This is a genomic window from Rhizobium sp. WCS2018Hpa-16 (assembly GCF_031843705.1).
In the GTDB taxonomy this organism is placed as follows: Bacteria; Pseudomonadota; Alphaproteobacteria; order Rhizobiales; family Rhizobiaceae; genus Agrobacterium; species Agrobacterium tumefaciens_C.
In genome coordinates, this window is the sequence record NZ_JAVTIX010000001.1 from 947411 (window position 1) to 974330 (window position 26920).

Genomic DNA, 26920 nt, shown 5'->3' on the forward strand with positions numbered 1-26920 from the left:
CTACGTGCTCGATATGTCGCGTCTGGTGGCAGAGGAGCCGATTTCCTCGCTATTTCCCTTCAATATCGCATCTTCCATCGTCTACAAGCTGGATGAGGGGCTGACGGATTTCGCGTCCCATCTTTTCACGCATTCACCTGATACGCTTGGGCCGTTTCAGTGGCAGCTCGACGAGTTGGAAGCCATGGGCTGCGCCCCACCGGCCATGTTGAAATCATTTCGCGGTTTCGACCTCTCCATGGGAGCGGACTTTCCGGCCTTGGGCATGTTCGGAGCGCCACGGATAATCGGTTTTGCAGGCGCCAGGCCACCGCTGGATGTCGATGAGCTGGAAAGCCTGAGCGTTTTAATGTTCCAGCTTCACGCCCGCCTGACGGTGATCGGAAACGCGAGAACGGAAAAGAAGGCGCCGTTGACAAGCCTTGAGCGAGAGATTCTCAGCCTCGCATCAGATGGAGAAAGCTTCGAGACAATTTCAGCGCATATGGAATTATCGAGCCGCACGATCAATTATCTTGTTGATTCTATATGCAAGAAAATGGAGGTGGCGACGGTTGAGCATGCCGTTGCGTTGACGTTGAGACGGCGGCTGGCATCGTGAGGCGCATTTTTATCATGTAGCCGCGTTTCGGTGAACTGTTTCATCGCGGGAACGGATTATTGATTGCAGTGCGGCGCAAGGGGCTTAAAATCACGTTGTAACGACCTAAATAGAGGTCAGCGAAATTCTGGCGCGCCCCAATAAGGAGTGGAGCGTGTTTGATCTGGAGAATGATAAAAAATGATCGAGAAGTCGATCTACATGCAAGGTGATGGTGAAGGGGAAGATGGCGGTCCCAACCGCGGCACATCTGTTATCACCCGCACGAAGCCTAAGACAAAAAAGCCCAATCTATACCGTGTTCTTTTACTGAACGACGATTATACTCCCATGGAGTTCGTCATTCATATTCTGGAGCGTTTTTTCCAGAAGGACAGGGAAGGGGCAACCCGCATCATGTTGCATGTACACCAGCACGGTGTCGGCGAATGCGGGGTGTTTACATATGAGGTCGCAGAGACAAAAGTAAGTCAGGTCATGGATTTCGCCCGACAGCACCAGCACCCGCTTCAGTGCGTCATGGAAAAGAAATGAGGATCGCAACGTGCCAACTTTTTCCCCAAGTCTAGAGAAGGCGCTGCATCAGGCACTGACCTTTGCTAACGACCGCCACCACGAATATGCGACGCTGGAGCACCTTTTGCTGGCGCTGATAGAGGACGCGGATGCGGCAGCCGTGATGGGTGCCTGCAACGTAGATCTGGACGCGCTTAAAAAGACAGTTGTCGATTATGTCGACAATGAATTGTCCAACCTTGTTACGGGTTACGATGAGGATTCAAAGCCGACTTCTGGCTTCCAGCGTGTGATCCAGCGCGCCGTCATTCATGTCCAGTCATCCGGTCGTGAAGAAGTAACCGGCGCCAATGTGCTGGTCGCAATCTTCGCCGAGCGCGAAAGCCACGCCGCTTACTTCCTGCAAGAGCAGGAAATGACGCGCTATGACGCGGTGAACTTTATTTCTCACGGCATCGGCAAGCGTCCCGGCACATCCCAGACCCGCACGCCACGCGGTTCCGAAGAGAGCGAGAGCGAATCCAAGCCACCGCGCAGCAGTTCTGACGACGACAACGCAGCGCCCAAGAAGCAGCCGGATGCGCTGAAAGCCTATTGCGTCAACCTGAACGACAAGGCCCGCAACGGCAAGATCGATCCGCTGATAGGTCGTCATGCAGAGGTGAACCGGACGATCCAGATCCTGTGCCGCCGTTCCAAGAACAACCCGCTTTATGTCGGTGATCCCGGCGTTGGCAAGACGGCGATTGCCGAAGGTCTGGCCAAGCGCATCGTGGAAGGTAAGGTTCCAGAGGCGTTGAAGAACGACACGATCTTCTCCCTCGATATGGGAACGCTTCTGGCAGGCACCCGTTATCGTGGTGACTTTGAAGAGCGTTTGAAGCAGGTCGTCAAAGAGCTGGAAGAATATCCCGGCGCGGTGCTTTTCATCGACGAAATTCACACCGTGATCGGCGCTGGCGCGACATCTGGCGGGGCCATGGATGCTTCCAACCTACTCAAGCCTGCTTTGTCTTCGGGTGCAATCCGTTGCATCGGTTCGACCACCTACAAGGAATATCGCCAGTTCTTCGAGAAAGACCGGGCTCTGGTGCGTCGTTTCCAGAAAATCGACGTCAACGAGCCATCCATCGAAGATGCAATCGAGATCATGAAGGGTCTGAAGCCCTATTTCGAGAGCTACCACCACCTTCGTTATTCCAACGAAGCCATCAAGGCGGCGGTGGAGCTTTCGGCCCGCTATATTTCTGACCGCAAGCTGCCGGACAAGGCGATCGACGTCATCGACGAGACCGGTGCCGCCCAGATGCTGTTGCCGCCATCCAAGCGTCGCAAGCTGATCACCGAAAAGGAGATCGAGGTTACGATTGCGACCATGGCTCGCATCCCGGCAAAGACCGTTTCCAAGGATGACGAGATGGTTCTCGCCAATCTTGAGAAAGAGCTGCGCTCTGTGGTTTACGGTCAGGATATCGCGATTGAAGCGCTGTCTACCGCCATCAAATTGGCGCGTGCGGGTCTTCGCGAACCGAACAAGCCGATTGGCTCCTACGTCTTCTCCGGCCCGACCGGTGTGGGTAAAACCGAAGTTGCCAAGCAGCTTGCCGCCTCGCTCGGCGTTGAGATGCTGCGCTTCGACATGTCGGAATACATGGAACGGCATACGGTTTCGCGTCTTCTGGGTGCACCTCCCGGCTATGTAGGCTTCGACCAGGGTGGGCTTTTGACCGATGGCGTGGATCAGCATCCACACTCCGTGGTGCTGCTCGATGAAATCGAAAAGGCCCATCCAGACATTTACAACATTCTGTTGCAGGTGATGGACCATGGCTCGCTGACAGACCATAATGGCAAGAAGATCGACTTCCGCAATGTCATCCTGATCATGACGACCAATGCGGGCGCATCCGAAATGGCCAAGTCGGCCATTGGTTTCGGTTCTTCCAAGCGCACGGGCGAAGATGAAGAGGCGCTCAACCGCCTGTTCACGCCGGAATTCCGCAACCGTCTGGATGCTATCATTCCGTTCTCGCCGCTTCCGACTGCGGTCATCCACAAGGTTGTGCAGAAGTTCGTCATGCAGTTGGAAACCCAGCTGTCCGAACGCAATGTCACCTTCGACCTGCACGAGGACGCCATCGCCTGGCTGTCCGAGAAGGGCTACGACGAGAAAATGGGTGCGCGTCCGCTGGGTCGCGTCATTCAGGAGCACATCAAGAAACCGCTCGCCAATGAGATCCTGTTCGGGAAACTCAAGAAGGGTGGCGTCGTCAGCGTGTTCGTTGGTAAGAATGAAGACGGCACGGATGGTCTCAAGCTGAATGTTTTGCCGGAGACAGCGCCGGTGAAGCCCAAGCCTGAAGCTGAGCTGAAGGCGGCAAAATCGCCCGGCAAATCCAAGGCCAAGGCGAAGGTGGCAAAGCCTGAGCCAGAGGCCGAGGTTGTGGCTGCAGCGACCGACAAGACGACCGAGGAGGTCGCTCCCCGCCGCAAGGCAAACACAGTGCCGAAGGTGCCTAAAAAGAAGTAAGCTGCGTTCAATGATACAGACCAGTGCCGGGCTTCTTGCCCGGCACTTTATTTTTGCCGATACCGGATGATGACATGGATCTAGACCGCGATGCAGGGCCCGCCTACCTCTGGTATTTCAGAGGCATGAAAGGGATTTTTTCTCTGCCCTCGCTCATTCTCATGATCTCATTCGTGGGGTTCAGTGCGTTTGCGCTGGAATCGGGCGTTCCGCGCGAAGAAGCGGTTTTCATGACGCTGGTCATCTGGGCCTTGCCTGCAAAGATGATCCTGATTGGCGCGATGACGAGCGGGGCGGGGTTAGCGACATGCTTTCTGGTCGTCACACTGTCATCCATACGTATGATGCCGATGGTGGCGTCCATCGTTCCGGAAATGCGCACTGCAAAGACGCCGACCTGGATCCTGCTTTTTCTCTCACACTTCGTCGCCATCACGGCATGGGTCTATGCCACGCAAAACCTCAGCAAGGTGCCAAGGCCCGCGCGTGTGGCATGGTTTATCGGCTTTGGCATGACGCTGACGCTGGTGAATGCCGCCATCGTCGCCGTCTGCTATGGCGTCGTTGCAGCGTTTCCGCCGCTTGTGGCTGGCGTGCTGTTCTTCCTGACGCCGGTCTATTTCATTTCCTCGATCTGGGCATCGGCCAGACACAGCGTCGTCAAGGTGGCCTTCGTCATCGGCGTGATTGGCGGCCCGCTATTTGCTGTTATCGAGCCGGAATTCGACATTCTCTATGCCGGTATTGGTGGTGGAACGCTGGCCTACCTGATTGATCGCTTCTGGTTTCGCCGCAAAATCGAGCCTAGTTCAGTGGAGGGAGAGCCATGATGACCGATGCGTGGTGGGCACCCTATCTCTTCATCGCGATTGCAGGCTGGATTGCGACAGACCTTTGGCGCTGGCTCGGTGTTCTCGCTGGAAACCGCCTGAAAGAGGGATCTGAGGTCCTGAACTGGGTAAGAGCCGTAGCAACCGCGCTCGTGATGGCCGTCACCGCAAAGCTGATCGTCTTTCCGACAGGTGTTCTGGAGCAAACGCCGCTTTGGCTGCGCATTGGGGCGGCTGTGGTGGGGTTCCTCGTCTTCCTCCTTGCCCGGCAGAGGGTGATCGTGGGTGTGGTCGTGCCACTGTTTTTACTCGCGGTCGGCCTGTTGGCACTGGGTTTCCGCTAGAACCAGCATTTACGCGAATTTCAGGCATCCCGTTTAAGATCAGTCGCAATGGAGATACCCATGCGATTTTTGCCAGCCGAACGTTTCTTCGCCTTTATCATCATCACCATAGCCTTAGCTGATCTGACACTGATCACTGTTAGGGGCATTGCGGTTGATTCGCTGGGTTACGCAGTACCGGCTTTCGGCGCGTTAGCGCTCATTGGTGGCGGCCAATATTATCGCGTGCATAGGGGTGAGGAGCGCATTGCGCTCGCACTTATTGCGTCCGGCCTGTTCATCATTTTTACGCTCGTCGCATCTGTCTTCAACTATATGCTGCTGCCAATCACGGCTGTGCCTGGAGATGTGCTGCTGGCACATGTGGATGCGTTATTCGGATATAAATGGCCAGAAGCCGTTGCATTTGTGGCCGAATGGCCCGCGTTCTCCCGGACGCTTTATTATGTTTATTTCAGTTCTCTGCCACAGCTTGCATTCGTCGTTCTTCTGCTGGGCTTCTCGGGAAAGGCGGATGCCCTGTGGCACTTCCTGCTGACAGGAGTTTTGGGCGTAGCGGGCTGCATCGCGATCTGGTTCGCCTTTCCGAACTTTGGTCCTTCGACGCTTTTCGTGCTGTCACCCGATTTGCTGTCGAGGATCGAGCTTGGCGTGACGCCGCAATATGGCGAGGAGCTTTTACGTTTGAGCCGTGACGGTCCGACTTACATCTCGCCAGCCAATGTGCTGGGTCTGATCGGATTTCCCTCTTTTCATACTGTGATGGCATGTATGTCGGTGGTTTTTCTGGCGCGGTTCAGATGGATTTTTCCGTTCGCGCTTTGCCTCAATGCAATAATGGTGCCCGCCATTCTTGTTCATGGCGGACACCACTTGAGCGATGTCGTGGGGGGTATTGCTATGTTCGCTGTTGCATACCTGCTCGGCGGTAAGCTGGTCGCCCGACTGGCGCAGCCTGATGGGCCGATGAGGCATCCTGAGGTAACCGCACCGCCAGCCGTGAAATAATCAGGCTAGCGCCGCCTTGATGCGCTCGGCGTGCACCCTCAACATATCCCCATCCGCCATCGCGCCACTATGCGGCTTCATGGGCTCGACTTCGTTGCGCGGTATGACGTGGAAGTGCAGGTGAAACACCGTCTGGCCTGCTGCTGGTTCGTTGAACTGCGCGATGTAAACACCATCGGCCTCGAATGCCTGCTTGGCGGCGATGGCGAGTTTTTGGACGACGGCGATGGTTTTGGCCAAAACATCCGGGTTAGCATCCAGAATGTTGCGGGAGCCTGATTTGGGAATGACGAGCAGATGGCCCGGCGCCTGTGGCATTACATCCATGAAAGCCAGCGTGTGGTCGTCTTCGTAAACCTTTGCGCAAGGGATTTCTCCGCGCAGAATCTTGGCGAAAATGTTGTTGGTGTCATAGGCGGCTGTCATCAAATATCTCCTCAGGCAATCAATCGTCAGTTTCGGGGCGCTCTCCCTTGCGGAAGGGGCTGTGCTCATCAAGGTAGTCGCCGATCTGCTCCACCTCGTTTCGCTCGCGCTCAAGATAATTAGCTATGGCGCGGCGAAGGCCGGGATGGGTTATGAAGTGCGCAGACCGCGTGGTGACCGGTGTGTAACCCCGTGCCAGCTTATGTTCGCCCTGCGCGCCAGCCTCAACCCGGGCAAGGCCACGCGCCAGCGCAAAATCTATGGCCTGATGATAGCAGACCTCGAAGTGCAGGAACGGGTGATCTTCGATGCAACCCCAATGGCGGCCGTAAAGCGCTTGTCCACCAATGAAGTTGATCGCACCTGCGATATAGCGACCTTCACGCTTTGCCATGACCAGAAGAATATCCTCCGGCATGCGTTGGCCAATCAGGGAATAGAATTCGCGGGTGAGGTAAGGACGACCCCATTTGCGGCTGCCCGTATCCCTGTAGAAGGCATAGAACTGGTCCCATATGTCTTCTGTCAGGTCGCTGCCCGTCAGCCAGTCAATCTCTATGCCGTTCTCAAGCGCGGCGCGGCGCTCTTTCTTGAGGCCCTTGCGCTTGCGAGAAGAGAGCGCATCAAGAAAATCTGCGTGGTCGCGGAAACCATTGTTGATGAAATGAAACTGCTGGTCGGTGCGGGGAAGGAAGCCTTGCTCTACCAGCGCATCCATGTCGTCATCCGGGGCGAATGTCACATGCGCGGAGGAAACCTCGATGGCTTCCGTCACCTGCCGTAAACCGGACGCCAGTACCTGTCGGAAAGCGGCATCGTCGATACCAGTTGTGAGAAGCCGTGGTCCGGTTGCAGGCGTAAAGGGAACTGAGCATTGCAGCTTGGGATAATAACTGCCGCCCGCCCGCTCCAGTGCATCCGCCCATCCATGGTCGAACACATATTCGCCCTGGCTATGGCTTTTCAGATAGGCAGGGATCGCGCCCTTCAATTGTCCCTCACCATCTTCCAGAAGCAGATGGTGGCCCCGCCATCCCGTCTTGGCGGTGGCCGAACCAGACTCCTCCATGGAAGAGAGGAAAGCGTGGGATATGAACGGGTTGTAGTCATCTGTTCGCGTAAGTTTTGAAGTCCCGGAAAGCATGTTCCAGCTTTCCGGGGCAATGTCCTTGAAGGACTGTTCTACGCGAATGGAATATTCATCGCTCATGCGCTGGCTGTAACGCCTTCTCTTGGGTCGAAACCTTCAAACGTCATCTGGTCCGCATATTTATAGGTATTCGCGCGACCGGTTTCATCCCGTACAGTCCAGGTAATCACGGGAATCCCGAGTTTTCTTTGCGCATCGATGAAGCTGTTGGGCAGATGTGACCAGGCATAAGAGATGAAATCAAGGCCGATCTGCATGGCTTCATCGTGCTTGAAGAAGTCTTCAGGCTTTGCGCCCTCTGCCGTCAGGCCAAGCGGCCATGGCGAACCGGCGGCCTTGAGGTCTTTCAGCAGATGACGATCGAAGCTCATCAGCGCGACATGGCCTTCGTAGCCTTCAAGCTCTTCGAGAACCGCTTCGGCAAATCCAATATCGACATTGTCGCCCGCACGGCCTTTGAGTTCCAGAACCAGCGGGACCTTGCCGCCACAGAGCTTCAACAACTGCTTGAGCGTCGGCACCCGGTCTTTGGTCTGCCCGACGGACAACATACCGAGTTCGCCAGACGTGCGCTCCCGCACATCACCCTTAATGCCGGTCAGGCGGCTCATTTCATCATCGTGGAAGACGACGGGAACGCTGTCCGAGGCCAGCTGCAAGTCGCATTCGATGGCGAAACCCGCGTCGATTGCCCGCGAGAACGCCGTCAGGGTGTTTTCCCAGACGGTTTTGTTCTGATCATGGTAGCCACGATGAGCGACGGGGTTGGCGGTTAGCCAGGAAAGTTTCAGCGTCATACGTCAATTTCCACGATGGCGTCGATTTCAACTGCGGCATTGAAGGGCAGGGAGGCCATGCCCACAGCGGCGCGCGCGTGTTTGCCGGCATCGCCCAGAACATTTGCGATCAGGTTCGATGCACCGTTGATGACAAGATGCTGCTCGGTGAATTCAGGTACGGAAGCGACAAAGCCGTTCAGCTTCAGAACGCGGCGGACCTTCGAGAGGTCACCGTTGAGCGCGGCTTTGACTTGCGCGAGAATGTTCACGGCGCAGAGTTCGGCAGCGCGCTGCGCAGTCGCAACATCGACATCGCGGCCAACATGGCCCGTCACCGCAATCTTGCCGGATTCCATCGGCAATTGACCTGAAATGTAAAGCAGATTGCCGCTGATTGTGTAGGGTACATAGTTTGCAGCAGGCGCTGCGGCGGCGGGCAGGGTGTGGCCAAGTTCCTTCAGGCGAGCTTCGATGGCATCCGACATTTTCGTCTCCGCTTTTGTTGTAAATCTTTCAAAAATCCGGCAGACAGATCATGATGTCCAGAAGCCGGGCGATTGCTTGTACAATATGAGCGGTGAGTCCAACAGGAGATATTGAATGTTTGTCAGGAACCTTGCCATCGCACTTGGCTGCGGCACCCTTTTGGTGATGCCCGGTGTTGCAAGTGCTGTGCCTGCCTCCGTTCCCAACCTGATCTCTCACCGTGCTGTCTATGACCTGGAATTAAAGGATGCGTCGGATCGCTCCGGTATCGAGGGCATGACCGGGCGCATGGTGTATGAGTTTACCGGCTCGTCCTGCAAAGGTTACAAGACCGATTTTCGCTTCGTTACGCAGATCAATACCGGCGATGCGGTGCGCATGACGGACCAGCAGACCACGACCTTCGAGGACGTGGCTTCGCAGAAGTTCACCTTCGCAACCAAGTCATTTACGGATGAAAAGCTGGACAAGGAAGTGACGGGTTCTGCAGCGGACAAGGATGGGGCGATGAAAATCGACCTCGTCAAGCCAGATGCGCGCACGATCGACTTGGATGCTGGTGAGTTTCCGACCGAGCACATGGTGCAGGTCATCGAGAACGCGAAACTCGGCAAGCGCATTTTCGAATCCCGCGTTTTCGATGGTTCTGATGACGGCGACCAGAGCCTCATCACCTCGACCCTGGTTGGCAAGCAGCAAACGCCCGGTGATGCGGACCCGGATGCTGGCAAAGCAGGCGATTTCGCCAAGACCTCGTTCTGGCCGGTGACGATTGCCTATTACAACGACAAGTCCGCCACCGATTCGCTTCCCATCTACCGCATCTCGTTCAAGCTTTATGAAAATGGAATCACACGCGATCTGACCATGGATTACGGTGACTTCGTGCTGACGGGCAAACTGGCCAAGCTTGATATTCTTCCGCCAGAAAGCTGTGAAAAGCAGCCACTTCGCTGATCATATCGGCTATTTTCGCATATTGACTTGCGTTTTGTTGAAACAGTCTGTATGCGGCACACCATTCCACACGCGAAGCTTGGGATGTTCCGGGAGAAATCCGGATCATTCCGCCCGGTGGTGCCAGTTTGCTGGCGCTGTTTGCTTCGCGGGGGTTAAACCGGAAAAGGATAACTAGGCATGGCATTGCCCGATTTCTCTATGCGTCAGCTTCTGGAAGCTGGCGTTCACTTTGGTCACCAGACACATCGCTGGAACCCAAAGATGAAGCCGTACATCTTCGGCGACCGCAGCAACATCCACATCATCGACCTGGCACAGACAGTTCCTTTGCTGTCGCGCGCCCTTCAGGTCGTGTCTGACACGGTTGCCCGTGGCGGTCGCGTTCTGTTCGTTGGCACGAAGCGTCAGGCTTCTGAAATCATCGCCGACAGTGCAAAGCGTTCTGCCCAGTACTACGTCAACTCGCGTTGGCTCGGCGGCATGATGACCAACTGGAAGACGATTTCGAACTCGATCGCACGTCTGCGCAAGGTCGACGAAATCCTCAACTCCGACGCATCTGGCTACTCCAAGAAAGAGCGCCTGAACCTTGAGCGCGAACGCGAAAAGCTTGAAAAGGCTCTCGGCGGTATCCGCGATATGGGCGGCGTTCCTGACCTGATGTTCATTGTTGACACCAACAAGGAAAAGATCGCTATCGAAGAAGCAAAGCGTCTGGGCATTCCAGTCGTCGCCATCATCGACAGCAACTGCGATCCAGACCAGATCGACTTCCCAATCCCCGGTAACGACGATGCTTCGCGCGCCATCTCGCTCTATTGCGATCTGATTGCTCGTGCAGCCATCGACGGTATTGCACGTCAGCAGGGTTCTTCCGGTCGTGACCTCGGCGCGATGGAAGAAGCTCCAGTCGAGCCAGCGCTCGAAGACGAAGCTGCTGCTGGTACAACTGCCTGATAAGGCTACGGGCGGCGCTTATGTGCCGCCTTCTCCATGAGACGAGACAAGGCCGTTCTGGACTAGAAAAGTTCGGCGGCCTTGTTCGTTTCCATCACGCCGTTTGCTTGGCGAGGCGTGAATTTTGACGTTTCGTGATGGCCTCTTCATCAGGCTGTCACAGTTCCGGGTACATTCGTTCCCAAAATCCGATTGAGGTCTGGCCGCATTCGTGCCGTGACCGACGAACCGACAAGAGGCACACAATGAGCGAAATCACAGCCGCAATGGTAAAGGAACTGCGCGAGAAGTCTGGCGCAGGCATGATGGATTGCAAAAAGGCGCTGTCCGAGACCGGTGGCGACATGGAAGCCGCAATCGACTGGCTGCGCGCCAAGGGTATCGCCAAGGCTGACAAGAAGTCTGGCCGTACGGCTGCTGAAGGTCTCGTTGGTATCGCATCTGCCGGCCACAAGGCTGTTGTTGTTGAAATCAACTCCGAAACCGACTTCGTTGCACGCAACGATGCGTTCCAGGACATCGTTCGCGGCATTGCATCCGTTGCGCTGACAACAAACGGTTCTGTTGATGCAGTTGCTGCAGCAACCTACCCAGCGACCGGCAAGTCTGTTGCAGACACCATCAAGGACGCAATTGCGACCATTGGTGAGAACATGACGCTGCGCCGCTCGGCGATGCTTGAAGTCGAGCACGGCGTTGTTGCGACTTACGTTCACAACGCAGCTGGCGATGGCATCGGCAAGCTGGGCGTTCTGGTTGCGCTCAAGTCCGAAGGCGACAAGGCCGTTCTGACATCCATCGGCCGCCAGATCGCAATGCACATTGCTGCGACCAACCCGCTTGCTATCCGTTCGGAAGAAGTTGACGCGGCTGTTGCCGAGCGTGAACGCAATGTCTTCATCGAGCAGGCTCGCGAATCCGGCAAGCCAGAAGCCATCATCGAAAAGATGGTTGACGGCCGCATGCGCAAGTTCTTCGAAGAAGTCGCTCTTCTGTCGCAGGCATTCGTCATCAACCCTGACATCACGGTTGGTGACGCTGTCAAGGAAGCTGAAAAGGAAGCTGGCGCGAAGATCGAGGTTGTCGGCATGGCTCGCCTGCTGCTGGGCGATGGCGTCGAAAAGGAAGAAAGCGACTTCGCAGCTGAAGTTGCTGCTGTCGCCAAGGGCTGATCTATTTACCCAAATACGGGAAAACTATGGGGCATCGCGTGACAACGCGGTGCCCTTCGTGTATCGGCGTTGCGGTTATATCCTGCAGTGGGTGGCGATCATTCAGATTCGCCGTGCGCTGCTGTTTTTCAAGTTTCGCATGTTGCTATGTCTCGACAGCCATTGCTGCAAGATCACGCATCCATTCCTCAAGGAGTCATGATGTCTTCCAAGCCGCTTTATAAACGTGTTCTTCTCAAGGCGTCGGGCGAAGCCCTCATGGGCGATCAGGGTTTCGGCATCGATGTCGCGGTTGCAGATCGGATCGCATCTGATATTGCCGAGGCAAGGGCCATGGGTGTCGAGGTGGGCGTCGTTGTTGGCGGCGGTAATATCTTCCGCGGCGTGGCCGTTGCATCCAAGGGTGGAGACCGAGTGACGGGCGACCACATGGGTATGCTCGCAACCATCATCAACGCCCTGGCGCTCGCGACATCACTGCGCAAGCTCGATATCGACACTGTCGTGCTTTCTGCCATCGCCATGCCGGAAATCTGTGAGAGCTTCTCTCAGCGCGCGACGCTTTCGCACATGGCGCAAGGTCGCGTCGTGATTTTCGCCGGTGGTACCGGCAACCCGTTCTTTACCACGGATTCGGCAGCTGCCTTGCGTGCTGCTGAAATGGGAGCTGAAGCGATCTTCAAGGGCACTCAGGTTGACGGCATCTATTCTGCCGACCCGAAGAAGGACCCGACGGCAACGCGCTTCGAGGAGTTGACGCATTCGGAAGTTCTTGCCAAGGGACTGGCCGTCATGGACGTAGCAGCCGTTGCACTGGCGCGGGAAAACCACATCCCGATCATCGTCTTCTCGATCCACGAAAAGGGCGGTTTCGCGCAAATATTGACGGGTGGCGGTCGCAAGACCATCGTACACGACAAGTAACACCCGGCGCTGATTCCACGCTACACATAAGGCCGCGAGCGCCAAGAACTGATGGAGTATGAAAATGAGTGATGTTGACCTCAACGATATCAAGCGCCGCATGGACGGTGCGATCAATGCATTCAAGAGCGACATTGCATCGCTGAGAACCGGCCGCGCTTCTGCCAACATTCTCGATCCTGTCACGGTTGATGCCTACGGCTCCCGTGTGCCGCTCTCGCAGGTCGCAAACATTACCGTGCCGGAAGCGCGCATGCTGGGCGTGAATATCTGGGACAAATCGATGGTTGGCGCGGTTGATCGTGCCATCCGCGAATCCAATCTTGGCCTAAACCCGATCGTTGATGGCCAGAACCTCCGTATTCCTCTTCCAGAGCTGAACGAAGAGCGCCGCAAGTCTCTCGTGAAAGTCGCGCATGACTACGCGGAGAAGGCCAAGGTTGCTATTCGCCACGTCCGGCGCGATGGTATGGACGGCCTGAAAAAGGCTGAAAAGGATGGTGACATCGGCCAGGATGAAAGCCGTGCAAAGTCTGACAAGGTTCAGAAGATGACGGATGACACAATTTCGGATATTGATCGCTTGCTTGCTGAGAAAGAAAGAGAAATCATGCAGGTATAGTTGGTCGCAGACCAACAGCATATTTCCCTGTCAACGCCACGCTGCTTAAACTGGATCGAGATGTCGGACACTAGCCGTTCCTCACTACCCGAGCATGTTGCCATCATTATGGATGGTAACGGGCGTTGGGCTAAGCAGCGTGGGCTTCCGCGCATCATGGGCCATAGACGTGGCGTCGAAGCCGTGCGCGAAACGGTGCGGGCCGCGGGTGAATGCGGCCTGAAATATCTGACGCTTTTCGCATTTTCCTCGGAAAACTGGCGCAGGCCAGAGTCCGAGGTGAGTGATCTCTTAGGGCTTCTCAAAGCCTTCATTCGCCGCGACCTGGCGGACCTGCACAAGGAAAATGTGCGGGTTCGTATCATTGGAGATCGGCAGAATTTGAAGGATGACATCCGCAGCCTGTTGATCGAAGCCGAGCAGATGACAGCAGCCAACACGGCACTGACGCTGGTTATCGCCTTCAATTACGGTTCGCGCGATGAAATAGCCCGCGCGGCGGCATCGCTGGCAGCAGATGTGGCTGCAGGCGTGTTGAGCCCGTCTGACGTCGATGCCGACGCGATCTCTTCGCGCCTCGATACTGCGGGAATGCCGGACCCCGATCTCATCATCCGCACCAGCGGCGAAGAGCGGCTCTCCAACTTCATGTTGTGGCAAGCGGCTTATGCAGAATTTCTCTTCATTCCTGAGTACTGGCCGGACTTTGACCGCAAGACGTTTGTCTCAGCCATTGACCAGTATATGACGCGTGATCGCAGGTTTGGCGGCCTTTCGAGCCAAGTCGCTCTGGCGGGTGCCTGATGAGCCGGGAACTGAGGCTAAGGCTTATCTCCGGCATCGTGCTCGCTGCCGTTATACTCACAGCCACCTGGTACGGCGGAATGATGTTCCGCCTTGTCGCCGGGGTTCTGGCGCTGTTGCTCTATTTCGAGTGGAGCACCATTACCAAGCTGTCTGATACCAATCCGACGGGCTATGCCTGGGGGTGGTTTTCTGTGGCTGTCATGGCTGGCAATACGATTTTCGGCGAGTCTTCGCTCGATCTGCCCCTTCTGTCAGGTTTCGCGCTCACCGCAGCGCTTTTTCCGGTCTTGCGTGGTCGCAATTGGTGGCTGGTGGGCGGCATCGTCTATGCCGGTCTCAGTGGCATTTCCCTGGCGGCAATTCGCGGTGACGAGCTGACGGGCTTTGCAGCCATGGTCTTCGTCTTTGCCATCGTCTGGGCCACGGATATTCTGGCCTACTTTGTCGGTCGCGCAATTGGTGGGCCGAAGCTTGCACCCGCCATATCGCCGGGAAAGACATGGTCTGGCGCCATTGGTGGCACGGTTTCCGGCGTCGCAGCAGGCTCGGCAGTGGCCTATATCGATCACGGTCGTATCGGCATGGGGATCGTTGGGCTTGCGCTGTTGCTGTCCGTTTTCAGTCAGATCGGCGATCTCTTCGAATCCTTCATCAAGCGACGTTTCAAGGTCAAGGATTCCAGCAATCTCATTCCCGGACATGGCGGGTTTCTGGACCGGGTTGACGGTCTTGTTTTCGCCTGTTTTACCGTATTCCTCATTGCTGTCGTTCATGCGGCGATAACGGGTGATGTGCCAGGTTCAGGCAGCGGAATTCTTCCGGGGTTCTGACAAGCGTAGAGCGGCATTAGCGAAAGGCTAGACACATATGGAAATGGTGACGGCGACGGTTGGTTTTTTGACCGGGTACATGGTGCCGTTCATTCTCGTCCTTTCCCTGCTCGTTTTTGTTCATGAAATGGGACATTATCTGGTTGGGCGCTGGTGCGGCATACGATCCACAGCTTTTTCCATCGGTTTTGGACCTGAGCTTATCGGCTTCACCGACAGCCGCGGCACCCGCTGGAAGATCTCGGCAGTGCCCTTGGGTGGCTACGTCAAGTTCTTCGGTGACGAAGACGTCGCCAGCAAGCCAGACAGTGATTCTCTCGCAGGTTTGACGCTGGAAGAGCGTTCGCAGACTCTTGGCGGCGCAAAGCTGTGGAAAAGAGCAGCGACGGTTGCTGCAGGCCCAATCGCGAACTTCCTTCTGGCAATCCTTATTTTTGCAGCACTTTTTGCAATTTACGGGCGGATGATTTCAGATCCGATCGTGTCTGAAGTGCGGGAAAACAGCGCCGCGCAAGTTGCAGGTGTTCTACCAGGTGACAGGTTGGTTGCAATCGACGGCGAAAATGTCAGGACTTTCGAAGACGTTCGTCGCTACGTTGCCGTCCGGCCAGCCACGCCGATCAAGGTAACGGTGGAGCGCAATGGGCAGCAGCTGGACTTAGGCATGGTCCCTACGCGGACCGAGACGACAGACCAGTTCGGTAACAAGATGGAATTGGGGATCATCGGTATCGTGACCGATCAGACCCGCGGAAACTTCAGGCATATCAGCTTTTCCCCAGGGGAGGCGATGGTTGAAGGTGTGCGTGAGACGGGCCATGTCGTGACCGGAACCTTTGCCTATATCGGCAATCTGGTGACGGGGCGCATGAATGCAGACCAACTCGGAGGACCTGTGCGGGTCGCTCAGGCTTCGGGCCAGATGGCATCGCTTGGCTTTGCGGCTGTCATCCAGCTTGCAGCGCTGCTTTCGGTGTCGATTGGCCTGTTGAACCTGATGCCTGTGCCGGTTCTGGACGGGGGGCATCTGGTGTTCTACGCAATTGAGGCGGTGCGGGGAAAGCCGCTCGGCTCCGGCGCGCAAGAGGTCGCATTCAGGATTGGTCTTGCGATGATCTTCAGTCTGATGGTATTTGCGACTTGGAATGATATCAGCAGCTTGATTGGCTAAATTGGGCTTTTTAGGCTGTATTTTAAGGGGTCGTTTACCTTGTTTTCATGCGAAAGTGGCGATTGAGCCACGGTCGCACGCGAAGTAAACAGAAATTAACGGTCGGGCTTGCTTGTAGAGGAAAAGCAGGTAAAAACGACGACAGATGGCCGGAGTCGGGTTCCGCCCGCTGAGGGACAACGGGAAAAGGTAAGAATTGAAAATGAAGGCTGGTTCAAGATTTTTGAACGCGGTGTCGGCGGTTGCGCTGTCTGCTGGTGTTTCTTCGGTTGCGGCTCTCGGAGTTGTTGTCTCCGCTGGTGTTGCCAATGCGGCTGTCATCAGCAAGGTTGATGTTCGTGGTGCTGAGCGCGCCGGTGCAGACGCTGTGCGCTCCAACATCACGATCGCTCCCGGTCAGAACTTTTCCAACGCTGACATCGATGAATCGGTCAAGCGCCTTTATGCGACGGGATACTTCTCCAACGTCAGCATGAGCGTTTCTGGCAAGACTCTCGTTGTTACGGTGAGCGAAAACAATCTCGTCAACCAGGTTGTGTTCAACGGCAACCGGAAGATAAAGGACGACAAGCTTCAGGGCATCGTTCAGACACAGTCCCTCGGCCCATACGATCAGACGCTGGTAACTGCCGATATCGCTCGCATCAAGGATGCATACGCCGCGATTGGTCGTAGCGACATTCAGGTTACGACGCAGGTCGTGAACGTCGGCCAGGGCCGCGTGAACCTAGCTTTTGTGATCAACGAAGGTGAGCGCACAAAGATTGCACGCATCGATTTCGTTGGTAACAACGCCTACAGCGATGGTCGCCTTGCTGCTGTTCTGAATACCAAGAAATCCAACATGCTGTCGTTCCTGACGCGTAAGGATGTATACAACGAGGACAAGCTGCGCGCTGACGAAGAAGCGCTGCGCCAGTTCTACTACAACCGTGGCTATGCCGACTTCCGCGTGACGTCTTCGGACGCCGTGCTGGACGAAGCCACCAACGAATACACCATCACCATCAATGTGGATGAAGGTCAGCGTTACGCATTTGGTAATGTGGCTGTTGAATCGACCGTTCCTGGTGTTGATGGTTCGCAGTTGCAGGGTCTGGTCGAAACCAAGGCTGGTTCCGGTTACAGCGCCAAGGAAGTTCAGCAGAGCATGGAAGCCATTTCCAAGCGCGTTTCCGCTGAAGGCTATCCATTTGCTCGCGTCACCCCGCGTGGCGACCGTGATATGGCTGGCAACACCATTGGCGTGACCTACATTGTTGATCAGGGTGAGCGCGCTTACGTTGAGCGTATCGAAATCCGTGGCAACACGCGTACACGTGACTACGTGATCCGCCGCGAATTCGACATCAGCGAAGGCGATGCGTTCAACCAGACGATCATCTCGGCCGCCAAGCGTCGTCTTGAAGCTCTGGGCTACTTCTCCAAGGTTAATATCGGCACTTCGCAGGGCAGCGCTCCTGACCGCGTCGTGATTGTTGTGGATGTTGAAGATCAGGCAACCGGTTCGTTCGGTATCGGTGCTGGTTACTCGCAGAACGATGGCGCGCTTCTCGAAGCTTCCATCGAAGAAAAGAACTTCCTCGGTCGTGGCCAGTACATTCGTATCGCTGCGGGTGCCGGTCAGGATGACGCGCGTAGCTACAACCTGTCTTTCACAGAGCCATACTTCCTGGGCTACCGCCTTGCAGCAGGTTTCGACCTCTTCAAGAGCCAGAGCTCGAGCGAAGATTATTATGACTATGACGAGCAGGGCTTCGCGCTTCGCGTAACCGCGCCGATCACAGAAAATCTCGCGACGACGTTCAAGTACACTTACAAGCAGATCAATTATGATGGCCAAGGTGACTGGGATAATCCTGCAAACCTCGCGTCGCCTTATCGTGACCTGATCCGTGGTGGTGATTGGACGCAGTCCATTATCTCCAACACGCTGGCTTACAATTCTCTCGACGACCGCAACATGCCGCGCGATGGCTGGCAGGGCGCTTTGACGAACGAATTTGCCGGACTTGGTGGTGACTCCGAATACTACAAGATCTATGCCAAGGCTCGCTACTACCACACTCTTTCCGATGAGTATGACATCATCGGCTCGATCACAGGTCAGGCTGGGTATGTTGCACCAACGGGTGACAATCTCCTCGTCTTCGACCAGTTCAAGATCGGCGGACGTGTGATCCGTGGCTTCGAGAATGATGGTATTGGTCCTCGTATCAACGGCGACTCCATCGGGGGCACGACATATTTCGCAGCTTCTGCTGAAGTGACTGCGCCTATGCCGGGTATTCCTGAAGACTTCGGTCTGCGTGTTGCTGGTTTCGTTGATGCCGGTACGCTGTACGGTAACAAGGTTGCAAATAGCACAGGTGTGCAAGACGACAGCTCTATCCGTGCATCCGCTGGTATCGGCGTCATGTGGGCTTCGCCATTCGGTCCTCTGCGCGTAGACTACGCAGTACCGTTCATGAAGGAAGACTACGACGAAGTGCAGAACTTCCGGTTTGGCATGTCCAACACTTTCTGATATCGGCAGTCCAGAACTGCAAGTTTGAACGTTCTGGAGTATTCGGTTGATGGAATATAATGCTTTTTTTCCGCCCCACGAAGGCATGCGATTGAAAGATATCGCAGACCGTCTTGGGGCGGAACTGTCTGATGAAACGGCGACTGATCGTATGGTGCGTTCCATAGCACCCGTTTACAGGGCCAAGTCTGATCAGCTGTGCTACATCCTGTCTCGGAAGAACCGTGAGGATATCGAGACCTGTGACGCTGCGGCGATCATTTGTGATCCTGCTCTGCAATATCTCGTGCCAGCCCATATTCCGGCTCTGATTACCAAGCATCCGCATACGGTATTTGCGCAGGCTGGGGCCTTGCTGCATCCCTCAGCCATGAAGCCATCGGCTGTTAGTGGGCAGGATGAAGAAATTTCGCCTCTCGCGCATATTCATCCCTCTGCCAAACTTGAAGCCGGTGTTATTGTCGAGGCCTATGCCGTCGTCGGTTCCAACGCGAATATTGGCTCCGGCACACGAATCGGACCCGGCGCCATTATTGGTGAGGAAGTGCAGATCGGACGCGATTGCACGATCGCCGGTGGCGCGAGCATTCTCTCGTCGCTGGTTGGCAATGGCGTCATCATCCACAATGGTGCGCGCATCGGGCAGGATGGCTTTGGTTACGCCCCTGGTCCACGTGGCATGCTGAAGATCGTGCAGATCGGGCGTGTGATCATTCAGGATCATGTCGAGATCGGCGCAAACACCACGGTCGATCGCGGCACGATGGATGACACCATCATTGGCGAAGGCACGAAAATCGACAATCAGGTCCAGATCGGCCACAATGTTCGCATTGGCCGCCATTGCGGTATCGTCAGCAAGGTCGGTATTGCTGGCAGCACGCGGATTGGCGATGGCGTGATGATCGGTGGTGCCAGCGGCATCAACGGCCACATTTCGATTGGAGATGGTGCGCAGATCGCCGCAATGAGCGGCGTCGTTGCCGATGTGCCGGCTGGTGCGAAATATGGCGGCGTACCGGCGCGGCCTCTGAAACATTTCCTGCGCGACATGGCAGAACTGCTTGCGCGCGCCGAGGAGCGAGACAAGAAGACAGGAGAGAAGAATGTCTGAAGAGACGAAGACGGTGCTTGGCGCGGCTGACATCCTTGAAGTGATGAAGCTGCTGCCACATCGTTATCCCTTTTTGCTGATCGACAAGATCATCGACATTGATGGTGATAGCTCCGCGACGGGCATCAAGAATGTTACGGTCAATGAGCCGCATTTCACCGGCCATTTTCCAGATCGTCCCATCATGCCTGGCGTGCTGATTGTTGAAGCCATGGCGCAGACAGCCGGAGCCATCTGCGCCCGCAGGCAGGGTGATGGCGGCCATCTCGTTTACTTCATGACGATCGACAATGCGCGCTTCCGCAAGCCTGTCGTGCCGGGCGACCGCCTGGAGATTTACGTCGTGAAGCAGCGCCAGCGCGGCAATGTCTGGAAGTTCCATTGCGACGCCAAGGTTGATGGCGCTCTGGTGGCTGAGGCGGATATTGGCGCGATGATGATCCCCGAGGGTCAGCAATGAGCAAGATCGCGGCTTCGGCCAAGGTTCACCCGTCTTCATTCATTGAAGACGGAGCTGTGATCGGTGAAAACGTCGGCATTGGTCCGTTTTGTCATGTTGGCCCTAAGGTGACGTTGCATGATGACGTGCAATTGCTCAGCCACGTCGTTGTGCTGGGCTGCACGACTGTGGGCAAAGGCACAAAGATCTGGCCATCTGCCGTGATCGGCGGCGACTCTCAGAGTGCCCATCATAGCGCGGTTGATACAACGCTCGTCATTGGTGAAAACTGTACTATCCGTGAAGGTGTTACAATGAACACAGGCACGGTGGAACATGGCGGAACGACGGTTGTCGGCAACAATAACCTGTTCCTGGCCTATGCGCATGTGGCGCATGACTGCCGTTTGGGCGACAACATCATTCTGTCCAATAACGTCATGCTGGCTGGCCATGTGACGATTGAGGACCGCGCCATTCTGGGTGGCGGCTCTGCCGTGCACCAGTTTACGCGCGTTGGCCGTCAGGCCTTCGTTGGTGGCCTCTCTGCCGTCAGCTATGACGTCATTCCTTATGGCATGCTGAATGGTAATCCAGGTATTCTGGGTGGTTTGAACATTGTCGGGATGACCCGTGCAGGTATCGAGCGCGCGGAAATTCACAAGGTTCGCCGCGCCTACAAGCAGATCTTCGAAAGCGAAGGCAATGTGCGCGCCAATGCTGCCGCCATTCGTGAAGAGTATCTCGATTGCCCGCAGGCGCTCGAAGTCATCGATTTCATCGCTGCTGCCAATGAGCGGGCCATTTCGTCGCCCAACCGGGGAAAATAGCGCGTGCCACAGGATGCGGGGCGTCTCGCGATCATAGCTGGCAGCGGCTTTCTGCCCTTTTATGTGGCGCAAGCAGCACTGGACGCAGGCGAGACGCCCTTCATCATCCGCTTGCAAAACCAGGCCGATCTTGATTGGTCGGCGTTTGAAAATGCATGCATCAGCGTGGGTGATGTGTCGAGCCTCGGAAGGCTCCTGGCGAGCCATGGCATTGATCGCGTTGTGCTGTCTGGCGCGGTATCTCACCGGCCTGAATGGCGGGAAATTCGCCCCAATTTCAAAATGATTGCAAAGATGCCGTCCATCATCCGCACGCTTCTGTCGGGCGGAGATGATACCGTGCTGCAAATGGTGATCGGGCTGATTGAGGCGCAGGGTGCGCGTGTCATCGGCGCACATAACATCGCACCGGGTCTGCTGGCCACAACTGGCTCTTTGGGAAAAATCGAGCCAAGCGATGAAGACCGGAGGGATATTGCCAAAGCGGCGAAGGCGGCACTCGCGCTCGGCGCGCTCGATGTAGGGCAGGGTGCGGTCTGCGTCGGCGGTCGTCTGGTTGCGCTTGAAGGCGTCGAGGGCACCGATGGCATGCTGGCTCGGGTCGCTACATTGCGTGCCGAAGGCCGCATTTCCAGCCGTCGAAAAGGTGTGCTGGTCAAGCTGTGCAAGCCGCAGCAGGACATCAGGGCCGACCTGCCTACTATTGGCCCATCGACCGTGCACAATGCCGCCAAGGCTGGGCTTGCCGGCATTGCAGTCGAGGCGGGCAGGGCATTCGTACTGGATCGCGACGCCATGCTGGCTGCGGCCGATGAAGCCGGGGTGTTCGTCTGTGGAATCGATACAGGCCTTGCGGGAGAGATGATGTGAGAGACACGGTTCTGAAACTGGCCGTCATTGCCGGTGAAGTCTCTGGCGATCTCTTGGGCGCCGATCTGGTTCGCGCCTTGAAGGTGCAGTATCCGGGCAAGGTTGAGCTGGTTGGCGTTGGCGGCGATGGCCTGACCGGCGAAGGTATGACATCACTATTTGATTATTCCGAACTGTCGATCATGGGCTTCACGCAGGTTCTGAAAAAACTGCCGCAGCTGCTTGCGCGAATAAAAGAAACGGCAAACGCGATCATCGCAGCCAAGCCAGATGTGCTGCTTATTATCGATAGCCCGGACTTTACGCACCGTGTGGCGCGACGTGTTCGTAAAGCGATGCCGAACCTGCCTGTGGTGAATTACGTGTGCCCCAGCGTTTGGGCCTGGAAGGAAAAGCGTGCGCCGGCCATGCTTGGCTATGTCGACCACGTTCTGGCGCTGCTGCCATTCGAGCCAGAAACCATGCGGCGTTTGGGCGGCCCGCCCACGAGCTTTGTCGGCCACCGCTTGAGTGTTGATAATGACCTGTTGGCTGTTCGTGAGCAGCGCGCTGAACGGGCGTTGCCAAAGGATGGCGAACAGAGAACCATTCTTTTGCTGCCCGGCTCACGCTCAACAGAAATCACGCGTTTGATGGAGCCGTTTCAAGCTGCGGCTGCAGCATTTGTGGAGCGTAACGGGCCGACGCGATTCGTGCTTCCCACGGTTTCGAGACAGGAAGCCCGGATACGTGAACTTGCTGCATCCTGGCCAGATCATATCCGACCCGAAATCGGAGCCGATTCGGCATTCAAGTGGAATGCCTTTGCGCAGGCCGATGCGGCGATTGCTGCGTCCGGTACGGTCATTCTGGAGCTTGCGCTTGCCAATGTTCCGGTTGTTTCCGTTTACAAAACGGACTGGATCTTCACCATGTTGAGCAGGCGCATAAAAACCTGGACTGGTGCACTGCCAAACCTGATTGCCGATTACGCGGTGGTTCCGGAATATATCAACGAGGTTGTGCGCGCAGGCTCCATGTTGCGCTGGGCCGAGCGCCTTTCTGCCGATACGCTGCAAAGGCAAGCGATGCTGGAAGGTTTTGCGCTGGTGCGTGAGCGTCTGCACACAGAGCGTCCGCCGGGTGAGGTGGGGGCAGAGATATTGCTCTCAGTTTACCGCCAAAAGTCGGGCGCTGCGATCACGGCTTGATCCGCCCAATATTTGGCCGTGATGCGAAATATCGCTGTCTAAAAAATCATCATTGGTCATCGGCGCACATTTAAGTGCCATCGCGAAGGCCGTTTTGCAAAGTCCGCACAGAATGGCACGCACCTTGCTTTCTGATCTTGTATGCAAGACAGACATACAGGCGAGACAGATCAGAGTGCGATAGAACAGGCCATCTTTTCCGGCATCCTGTCTGCACGCATACGCCCCGGCACACGGCTGGGCGAATCGCAGCTTGCGGAAATATATGGCGTCTCCCGCACCAAGATCCGGGAAGTCATGATGCGGCTCGTCACGCGCGGTGTCGTTGAGGTCAGCCCCCGTCGCGGCTGGTTCGTTGTGGAGCCATCGGCCGAACAGGCGGTGATGGTGTATCAGGCGCGGCGCGTGATCGAGTTTGGCCTGCTGCGCACCATGACGACCCTTTCTCCCGCCGGGCGCCGGATACTTCTTGATCATCTGGATGAAGAGCGGGAAGCGCTGGCCGTGGCCGATCGTCAGCGCCTGACATGCCTGATGGGTGATTTCCACATCCGCATTGCCGAGATTGTCGGAAACGATATCATTATCGATCTTCTGCGGGACCTGACCGCACGCACAATCCTCATTTCGATGCTTTATCAATCCGACTTCCATGCTGCCCAATCCCATGAAGGGCACTGCCGCATATTTGAGGCGATGGATGCGGGCGATTTCGTGCGCGCAGCAGAGCTTGCCGTCACGCATCTGGATGAGGTCGAGACCGGGCTGGACCTCACGCGCCAGCGAGACCCGCTCCGGGACCTTCGCAGTTCACTATCCCTACCACCCCTTCATATTGCCAACTCATAGGAGAATTTGAAATGTTCAGCAGACGCATATTTCTCGCCACTATTGCCATTGCAGCCACCTGCAGCTTTGCAGCACCCGTCTTCGCAGATGCCTTGAGCGACATTTCATCTCGCGGTGCGATCCGCGTTGCCGTTCCGCAGGACTTTCCACCATTTGGCAGCGTTGGCGGTGATATGGCCCCGCGTGGCTATGACATCGATGTGGCCAATCTGATTGCCGAAAAGCTGGGCGTAAAGACTGAGCTCGTGCCCGTAACCAGCGCAAACCGCGTGCCCTACCTCCAGACCAACAAGGTCGATCTGGTAATTTCGAGCCTCGGCAAGAATGCAGAGCGTGAGAAGGTGATTGATTTCTCCGTGGCCTATGCACCGTTCTTTAACGGTGTGTTCGCGCCTGACGCCGTCAAAATCGAGAAGGCAGAAGATCTCGCAGGCAAGACAATAGGCGTCACACGCGGTGCGGTGGAAGATCTGGAGCTGACGAAAATCGCGCCAGCCGATGCCACCATCAAGCGTTATGAGGACAATAACGGCACGATCTCGGCATTCCTGTCAGGCCAGGTCGAAACCGTTGCCACCGGCAACGTAGTTGCGGCCGCGATTCTCGAAAAGAACCCGCCAAAGCGCCCGGAACTGAAATTCCTCATCAAGAACTCGCCTTGCTACATCGGTCTGAACAAGGACCAGCCCGCTCTGCGTGAAAAGGTCGATGCCATCATCGCTGCTGCAAAAGCCGATGGCAGCCTGAATGCCATTGCACAGAAGTGGCTGAAGACGGATCTGCCGAAGGATATTTAAGACCATTGAGAATGCGCACCCCGTGATGATCCGGGGTGCGTGTCCCGTCTTTATCCGAAAGGACCCGTCGTGAATTACACCTTCGAATTTGGGTGGCTTCTCGAATATTACCCTGCAATCGTGAAGGGGGTGCTCATCACTCTTCAGCTGATTGCGATTGGTGGTATCCTGGGAATCACTCTTGGTATTATCTGCGCCTGGGTCCGTGCGCTCGGGCCGCGGTGGCTGCGCCCGCCTGTTGCGCTTTACGTTGAGCTGATCCGCAACACGCCGTTTCTGATCCAGCTGTTTTTCATCTTTTTCGGTCTGCCATCCCTCGGCTTACAACTGACGGAACTGACCGCCGCCAATATTGCCATGGTCATCAATCTCGGTGCCTATAGTTGCGAAATCATTCGCGCTGGCATTCAAGCGACACCCAAGGGGCAGTTCGAGGCAGGCGCAAGCCTTGCCATGACGCGATTCGAAACGTTCCGTCATGTCGTGCTGGTGCCATCGCTGCAGCGCATCTGGCCCGCTCTGTCGTCCCAAGTGGTCATCGTCATGCTGGGTTCCTCCGTTGTGTCGCAGATTGCAGCCGAGGACCTGACCTTTGCGGCCAACTTCATCCAGTCGCGCACGTTCCGCGCTTTTGAAGCCTATATGGTTTCGACGGTGATCTATCTCGGGCTTGCGATTTTGCTGCGACAGATATTGCTTGTGCTTGGCGGCTTCATATTTCCCAGAAGGAGCGTCAGATGATTGAGTTTTCCACCTGGGACATACTGAGAAACCTGCTTCTGGCCGCCCGGTGGACGGTGCTGCTGTCTCTGGTTTCGTTCATTGGCGGCGCGATGGTTGGCCTCGCGTTGCTGTTCATGCGGATTTCCAAGAAAAAATCGCTCCGTGTCTTTTCCAAATATTATGTCGAGCTGTTTCAGGGCACACCTCTGTTGATGCAGCTGTTCATTGCCTTTTTCGGTCTCGGGCTTGTCGGCATCGATGTGCCTGCCTGGCTCGCCGCCGGAATAACGATTATTCTCTGGGCCGCGGCCTTTTTGACAGAGATATGGCGTGGTTGCGTTGAAGCCGTTGCCAAAGGCCAGTGGGAAGCATCCGCAAGCCTTGGCATGGGGCGCTTCCAGCAGATGCGCTACGTGATTCTGCCTCAGGCCCTGCGGGTTGCCATTCCACCAACCGTGGGCTTTGCCGTTCAGGTCATCAAGGGAACAGCGGTAACATCGATCATCGGCTTCGTGGAGCTCTCCAAGGCCGGTACCATTGTCACCAACGCCACCTTCCAGCCCTTTACCGTTTATGGCCTCGTTGCCCTCATTTATTTCGCGCTGTGCTGGCCACTGTCGAAGAGCAGCCAGATTCTCGAAAGGAAGCTTAATGTCGCTCATCGAAATCACTGAAGTCCGCAAGAGCTTTGGCAGCAACGAGGTGCTGAAAGGCATCAACCTCGATATCGAGCCGGGTGAGGTGATCGCCATTATCGGCAAGAGCGGCTCCGGAAAATCAACGTTATTGCGCTGCATCAATGGTCTCGAGACCATCTCATCTGGTGCAATTTCAGTTGCAGGTGCGCAGTTCATCGACGATGAGCTTCATCTGAAAGCGTTGCGGTTGAAAGTCGGCATGATCTTTCAGCAGTTCAACCTTTTCCCTCATCTCAATGTTGGGGAAAACGTCATGCTTTCTCAAACTGTTGTGAAGAAAACGCCGAGGCCTGAGGCGGAAGCCTTGGCGCGCAAGATGCTGGAGCGAGTGGGCCTTGCCCACAAGTTCGATGCCTATCCCGATGAACTTTCTGGCGGCCAGCAGCAACGAGTCGCCATTGCCCGCGCGCTCGCCATGCAGCCGACAGCACTTCTCTGCGACGAGATTACATCCGCCCTTGACCCGGAACTGGTGGCCGAGGTTCTGGCCGTGGTGCGGGAGCTGGCGGCGGAAGGCATGACGCTGGTGATGGTCACGCACGAAATGAAGTTCGCCCGCGATGTCTGCTCCCGCGTTGTCTTCATGCACGAGGGAAAAGTCCACGAAATCGGCCCGCCGGAAGAGGTGTTCTCAGCGCCTGAGACAGCGGAGTTGAAGCAATTTCTGGGTGTGACGGCTCATTGACGCGCTGGGGTGGCGTCGATTCAGACGTTAGTGACGCAATAAAAAAAGCCGGGTATTGACCCGGCTTTTTTCTTGTTTCGTTGCT

At 56.1% G+C, this 26920-nt stretch carries 29 protein-coding genes; 25 read left to right on the plus strand and 4 right to left on the minus strand.

Annotated elements, in window-relative coordinates:
- Positions 1-13 precede the first annotated feature (13 nt).
- From RQI55_RS04780 to RQI55_RS04805, 6 genes are all read left to right on the plus strand, one after another.
- The gene (locus RQI55_RS04780) at positions 14-601 is read left to right on the plus strand and encodes a helix-turn-helix transcriptional regulator (RefSeq protein ID WP_243255922.1); all 588 of its coding nucleotides are present in this window, start codon (positions 14-16) and stop codon (positions 599-601) included.
- Between the two features lie 180 nt (positions 602-781).
- Complete coding sequence (clpS, locus tag RQI55_RS04785; protein ID WP_042619395.1) at positions 782-1135, plus strand: ATP-dependent Clp protease adapter ClpS; 354 nt, start codon at positions 782-784, stop codon at positions 1133-1135.
- 10 nt (positions 1136-1145) lie between these two features.
- Positions 1146-3647: an ATP-dependent Clp protease ATP-binding subunit ClpA gene (gene clpA / locus RQI55_RS04790; protein ID WP_311272101.1), complete on the plus strand. Its 2502-nt coding sequence runs from the start codon at positions 1146-1148 to the stop codon at positions 3645-3647.
- A 74-nt stretch (positions 3648-3721) separates the two neighbouring features.
- Complete coding sequence (locus RQI55_RS04795; protein WP_311272100.1) at positions 3722-4477, plus strand: AzlC family ABC transporter permease; 756 nt, start codon at positions 3722-3724, stop codon at positions 4475-4477.
- Positions 4474-4821, plus strand: coding sequence for an AzlD domain-containing protein (locus RQI55_RS04800; RefSeq protein ID WP_243255924.1), 348 nt, complete (start codon positions 4474-4476; stop codon positions 4819-4821). The genes RQI55_RS04795 and RQI55_RS04800 overlap by 4 nt, the downstream gene beginning before the upstream one ends.
- Before the next feature lie 48 nt (positions 4822-4869).
- A complete protein-coding gene (locus tag RQI55_RS04805; protein ID WP_311272099.1) occupies positions 4870-5829 on the plus strand; it encodes a phosphatase PAP2 family protein in 960 nt (319 codons plus the stop codon).
- On the opposite strand, the gene RQI55_RS04810 is transcribed toward RQI55_RS04805, so the two are convergent.
- Genes RQI55_RS04810 through RQI55_RS04825 form a run of 4 tightly spaced genes read right to left on the minus strand, consistent with a single transcriptional unit; the run spans position 5830 to position 8669 of the window.
- On the minus strand, positions 5830-6255 hold the full coding sequence (locus tag RQI55_RS04810) for an HIT family protein (protein WP_311272098.1): 426 nt from the start codon (positions 6253-6255) through the stop codon (positions 5830-5832).
- A gap of 19 nt (positions 6256-6274) precedes the next feature.
- Entirely contained in the window at positions 6275-7465 is a 1191-nt protein-coding gene (locus tag RQI55_RS04815; protein WP_243255927.1) for a GNAT family N-acetyltransferase, read from the minus strand.
- Positions 7462-8202, minus strand: a complete 741-nt coding sequence (locus RQI55_RS04820; RefSeq protein ID WP_243255928.1) for a glycerophosphodiester phosphodiesterase family protein — start codon at positions 8200-8202, stop codon at positions 7462-7464. The genes RQI55_RS04815 and RQI55_RS04820 overlap by 4 nt, the downstream gene beginning before the upstream one ends.
- Positions 8199-8669 carry a RidA family protein gene (locus RQI55_RS04825; protein WP_042619402.1) on the minus strand — a complete coding sequence of 157 codons (471 nt, stop codon included), beginning with the start codon at positions 8667-8669 and terminating at the stop codon, positions 8199-8201. The genes RQI55_RS04820 and RQI55_RS04825 overlap by 4 nt, the downstream gene beginning before the upstream one ends.
- Positions 8670-8784: 115 nt before the next feature.
- Between RQI55_RS04825 and RQI55_RS04830 the strand changes: the two genes are divergently transcribed.
- From RQI55_RS04830 to RQI55_RS04920, 19 genes are all read left to right on the plus strand, one after another.
- Positions 8785-9627, plus strand: coding sequence for a cell envelope integrity EipB family protein (locus tag RQI55_RS04830; RefSeq protein ID WP_192066773.1), 843 nt, complete (start codon positions 8785-8787; stop codon positions 9625-9627).
- Positions 9628-9807: 180 nt separating this feature from the next.
- The gene (gene rpsB / locus RQI55_RS04835; RefSeq protein ID WP_243255929.1) at positions 9808-10587 is read left to right on the plus strand and encodes a 30S ribosomal protein S2; all 780 of its coding nucleotides are present in this window, start codon (positions 9808-9810) and stop codon (positions 10585-10587) included.
- A 245-nt stretch (positions 10588-10832) separates the two neighbouring features.
- A complete protein-coding gene (gene tsf, locus RQI55_RS04840; protein ID WP_042619404.1) occupies positions 10833-11759 on the plus strand; it encodes a translation elongation factor Ts in 927 nt (308 codons plus the stop codon).
- Positions 11760-11960: 201 nt separating this feature from the next.
- Entirely contained in the window at positions 11961-12683 is a 723-nt protein-coding gene (gene pyrH, locus RQI55_RS04845; protein ID WP_042619736.1) for a UMP kinase, read from the plus strand.
- A 64-nt stretch (positions 12684-12747) separates the two neighbouring features.
- Positions 12748-13305, plus strand: a complete 558-nt coding sequence (gene frr / locus RQI55_RS04850) for a ribosome recycling factor (RefSeq protein WP_042619405.1) — start codon at positions 12748-12750, stop codon at positions 13303-13305.
- Positions 13306-13365: 60 nt separating this feature from the next.
- Positions 13366-14109, plus strand: coding sequence for an isoprenyl transferase (locus RQI55_RS04855; RefSeq protein WP_243255930.1), 744 nt, complete (start codon positions 13366-13368; stop codon positions 14107-14109).
- Positions 14109-14942 (plus strand): phosphatidate cytidylyltransferase, encoded by an 834-nt coding sequence (locus RQI55_RS04860; RefSeq protein ID WP_042619406.1) that lies wholly within the window; start codon positions 14109-14111, stop codon positions 14940-14942. The genes RQI55_RS04855 and RQI55_RS04860 overlap by 1 nt, the downstream gene beginning before the upstream one ends.
- A 37-nt stretch (positions 14943-14979) precedes the next feature.
- On the plus strand, positions 14980-16113 hold the full coding sequence (gene rseP, locus RQI55_RS04865) for an RIP metalloprotease RseP (RefSeq protein WP_243255932.1): 1134 nt from the start codon (positions 14980-14982) through the stop codon (positions 16111-16113).
- A 202-nt stretch (positions 16114-16315) separates the two neighbouring features.
- Entirely contained in the window at positions 16316-18640 is a 2325-nt protein-coding gene (bamA, locus tag RQI55_RS04870) for an outer membrane protein assembly factor BamA (RefSeq protein WP_243255933.1), read from the plus strand.
- A gap of 49 nt (positions 18641-18689) precedes the next feature.
- Positions 18690-19754, plus strand: a complete 1065-nt coding sequence (lpxD, locus tag RQI55_RS04875) for a UDP-3-O-(3-hydroxymyristoyl)glucosamine N-acyltransferase (protein WP_243255934.1) — start codon at positions 18690-18692, stop codon at positions 19752-19754.
- On the plus strand, positions 19747-20214 hold the full coding sequence (gene fabZ, locus RQI55_RS04880) for a 3-hydroxyacyl-ACP dehydratase FabZ (RefSeq protein WP_243255935.1): 468 nt from the start codon (positions 19747-19749) through the stop codon (positions 20212-20214). The genes lpxD and fabZ overlap by 8 nt, the downstream gene beginning before the upstream one ends.
- A complete protein-coding gene (gene lpxA, locus RQI55_RS04885; RefSeq protein WP_243255937.1) occupies positions 20211-21023 on the plus strand; it encodes an acyl-ACP--UDP-N-acetylglucosamine O-acyltransferase in 813 nt (270 codons plus the stop codon). Before fabZ ends, lpxA begins: the two co-directional genes overlap by 4 nt.
- Before the next feature lie 3 nt (positions 21024-21026).
- Positions 21027-21893, plus strand: coding sequence for an LpxI family protein (locus RQI55_RS04890; protein WP_243255939.1), 867 nt, complete (start codon positions 21027-21029; stop codon positions 21891-21893).
- Positions 21890-23083, plus strand: a complete 1194-nt coding sequence (gene lpxB, locus RQI55_RS04895) for a lipid-A-disaccharide synthase (protein WP_243255940.1) — start codon at positions 21890-21892, stop codon at positions 23081-23083. Before RQI55_RS04890 ends, lpxB begins: the two co-directional genes overlap by 4 nt.
- 141 nt (positions 23084-23224) lie before the next feature.
- Positions 23225-23932: a GntR family transcriptional regulator gene (locus RQI55_RS04900; protein WP_243255941.1), complete on the plus strand. Its 708-nt coding sequence runs from the start codon at positions 23225-23227 to the stop codon at positions 23930-23932.
- A gap of 11 nt (positions 23933-23943) precedes the next feature.
- Entirely contained in the window at positions 23944-24729 is a 786-nt protein-coding gene (locus tag RQI55_RS04905; RefSeq protein ID WP_243255942.1) for a transporter substrate-binding domain-containing protein, read from the plus strand.
- Between the two features lie 69 nt (positions 24730-24798).
- Positions 24799-25470 carry an amino acid ABC transporter permease gene (locus tag RQI55_RS04910; RefSeq protein WP_243255943.1) on the plus strand — a complete coding sequence of 224 codons (672 nt, stop codon included), beginning with the start codon at positions 24799-24801 and terminating at the stop codon, positions 25468-25470.
- Complete coding sequence (locus RQI55_RS04915; RefSeq protein ID WP_311272097.1) at positions 25467-26126, plus strand: amino acid ABC transporter permease; 660 nt, start codon at positions 25467-25469, stop codon at positions 26124-26126. Before RQI55_RS04910 ends, RQI55_RS04915 begins: the two co-directional genes overlap by 4 nt.
- On the plus strand, positions 26104-26835 hold the full coding sequence (locus tag RQI55_RS04920; protein WP_311272096.1) for an amino acid ABC transporter ATP-binding protein: 732 nt from the start codon (positions 26104-26106) through the stop codon (positions 26833-26835). The genes RQI55_RS04915 and RQI55_RS04920 overlap by 23 nt, the downstream gene beginning before the upstream one ends.
- The last annotated feature ends 85 nt before the right edge of the window (positions 26836-26920 follow it).

Bases quoted from the DNA above. Each gene is read 5' to 3' on its own strand.
- RQI55_RS04780 (WP_243255922.1), top strand. From the start codon at position 14: ATGTCGCGTCTGGTGGCAGAGGAGCCGATTTCCTCGCTATTTCCCTTC.
- clpS (WP_042619395.1), top strand. From the start codon at position 782: ATGATCGAGAAGTCGATCTACATGCAAGGTGATGGTGAAGGGGAAGAT.
- RQI55_RS04795 (WP_311272100.1), top strand. From the start codon at position 3,722: ATGGATCTAGACCGCGATGCAGGGCCCGCCTACCTCTGGTATTTCAGA.
- RQI55_RS04800 (WP_243255924.1), top strand. From the start codon at position 4,474: ATGATGACCGATGCGTGGTGGGCACCCTATCTCTTCATCGCGATTGCA.
- RQI55_RS04805 (WP_311272099.1), top strand. From the start codon at position 4,870: ATGGAGATACCCATGCGATTTTTGCCAGCCGAACGTTTCTTCGCCTTT.
- RQI55_RS04810 (WP_311272098.1), bottom strand. From the start codon at position 6,255: ATGACAGCCGCCTATGACACCAACAACATTTTCGCCAAGATTCTGCGC.
- RQI55_RS04815 (WP_243255927.1), bottom strand. From the start codon at position 7,465: ATGAGCGATGAATATTCCATTCGCGTAGAACAGTCCTTCAAGGACATT.
- RQI55_RS04820 (WP_243255928.1), bottom strand. From the start codon at position 8,202: ATGACGCTGAAACTTTCCTGGCTAACCGCCAACCCCGTCGCTCATCGT.
- RQI55_RS04825 (WP_042619402.1), bottom strand. From the start codon at position 8,669: ATGTCGGATGCCATCGAAGCTCGCCTGAAGGAACTTGGCCACACCCTG.
- RQI55_RS04830 (WP_192066773.1), top strand. From the start codon at position 8,785: ATGTTTGTCAGGAACCTTGCCATCGCACTTGGCTGCGGCACCCTTTTG.
- rpsB (WP_243255929.1), top strand. From the start codon at position 9,808: ATGGCATTGCCCGATTTCTCTATGCGTCAGCTTCTGGAAGCTGGCGTT.
- tsf (WP_042619404.1), top strand. From the start codon at position 10,833: ATGAGCGAAATCACAGCCGCAATGGTAAAGGAACTGCGCGAGAAGTCT.
- pyrH (WP_042619736.1), top strand. From the start codon at position 11,961: ATGTCTTCCAAGCCGCTTTATAAACGTGTTCTTCTCAAGGCGTCGGGC.
- frr (WP_042619405.1), top strand. From the start codon at position 12,748: ATGAGTGATGTTGACCTCAACGATATCAAGCGCCGCATGGACGGTGCG.
- RQI55_RS04855 (WP_243255930.1), top strand. From the start codon at position 13,366: ATGTCGGACACTAGCCGTTCCTCACTACCCGAGCATGTTGCCATCATT.
- RQI55_RS04860 (WP_042619406.1), top strand. From the start codon at position 14,109: ATGAGCCGGGAACTGAGGCTAAGGCTTATCTCCGGCATCGTGCTCGCT.
- rseP (WP_243255932.1), top strand. From the start codon at position 14,980: ATGGAAATGGTGACGGCGACGGTTGGTTTTTTGACCGGGTACATGGTG.
- bamA (WP_243255933.1), top strand. From the start codon at position 16,316: ATGAAGGCTGGTTCAAGATTTTTGAACGCGGTGTCGGCGGTTGCGCTG.
- lpxD (WP_243255934.1), top strand. From the start codon at position 18,690: ATGGAATATAATGCTTTTTTTCCGCCCCACGAAGGCATGCGATTGAAA.
- fabZ (WP_243255935.1), top strand. From the start codon at position 19,747: ATGTCTGAAGAGACGAAGACGGTGCTTGGCGCGGCTGACATCCTTGAA.
- lpxA (WP_243255937.1), top strand. From the start codon at position 20,211: ATGAGCAAGATCGCGGCTTCGGCCAAGGTTCACCCGTCTTCATTCATT.
- RQI55_RS04900 (WP_243255941.1), top strand. From the start codon at position 23,225: ATGCAAGACAGACATACAGGCGAGACAGATCAGAGTGCGATAGAACAG.
- RQI55_RS04905 (WP_243255942.1), top strand. From the start codon at position 23,944: ATGTTCAGCAGACGCATATTTCTCGCCACTATTGCCATTGCAGCCACC.
- RQI55_RS04915 (WP_311272097.1), top strand. From the start codon at position 25,467: ATGATTGAGTTTTCCACCTGGGACATACTGAGAAACCTGCTTCTGGCC.
- RQI55_RS04920 (WP_311272096.1), top strand. From the start codon at position 26,104: ATGTCGCTCATCGAAATCACTGAAGTCCGCAAGAGCTTTGGCAGCAAC.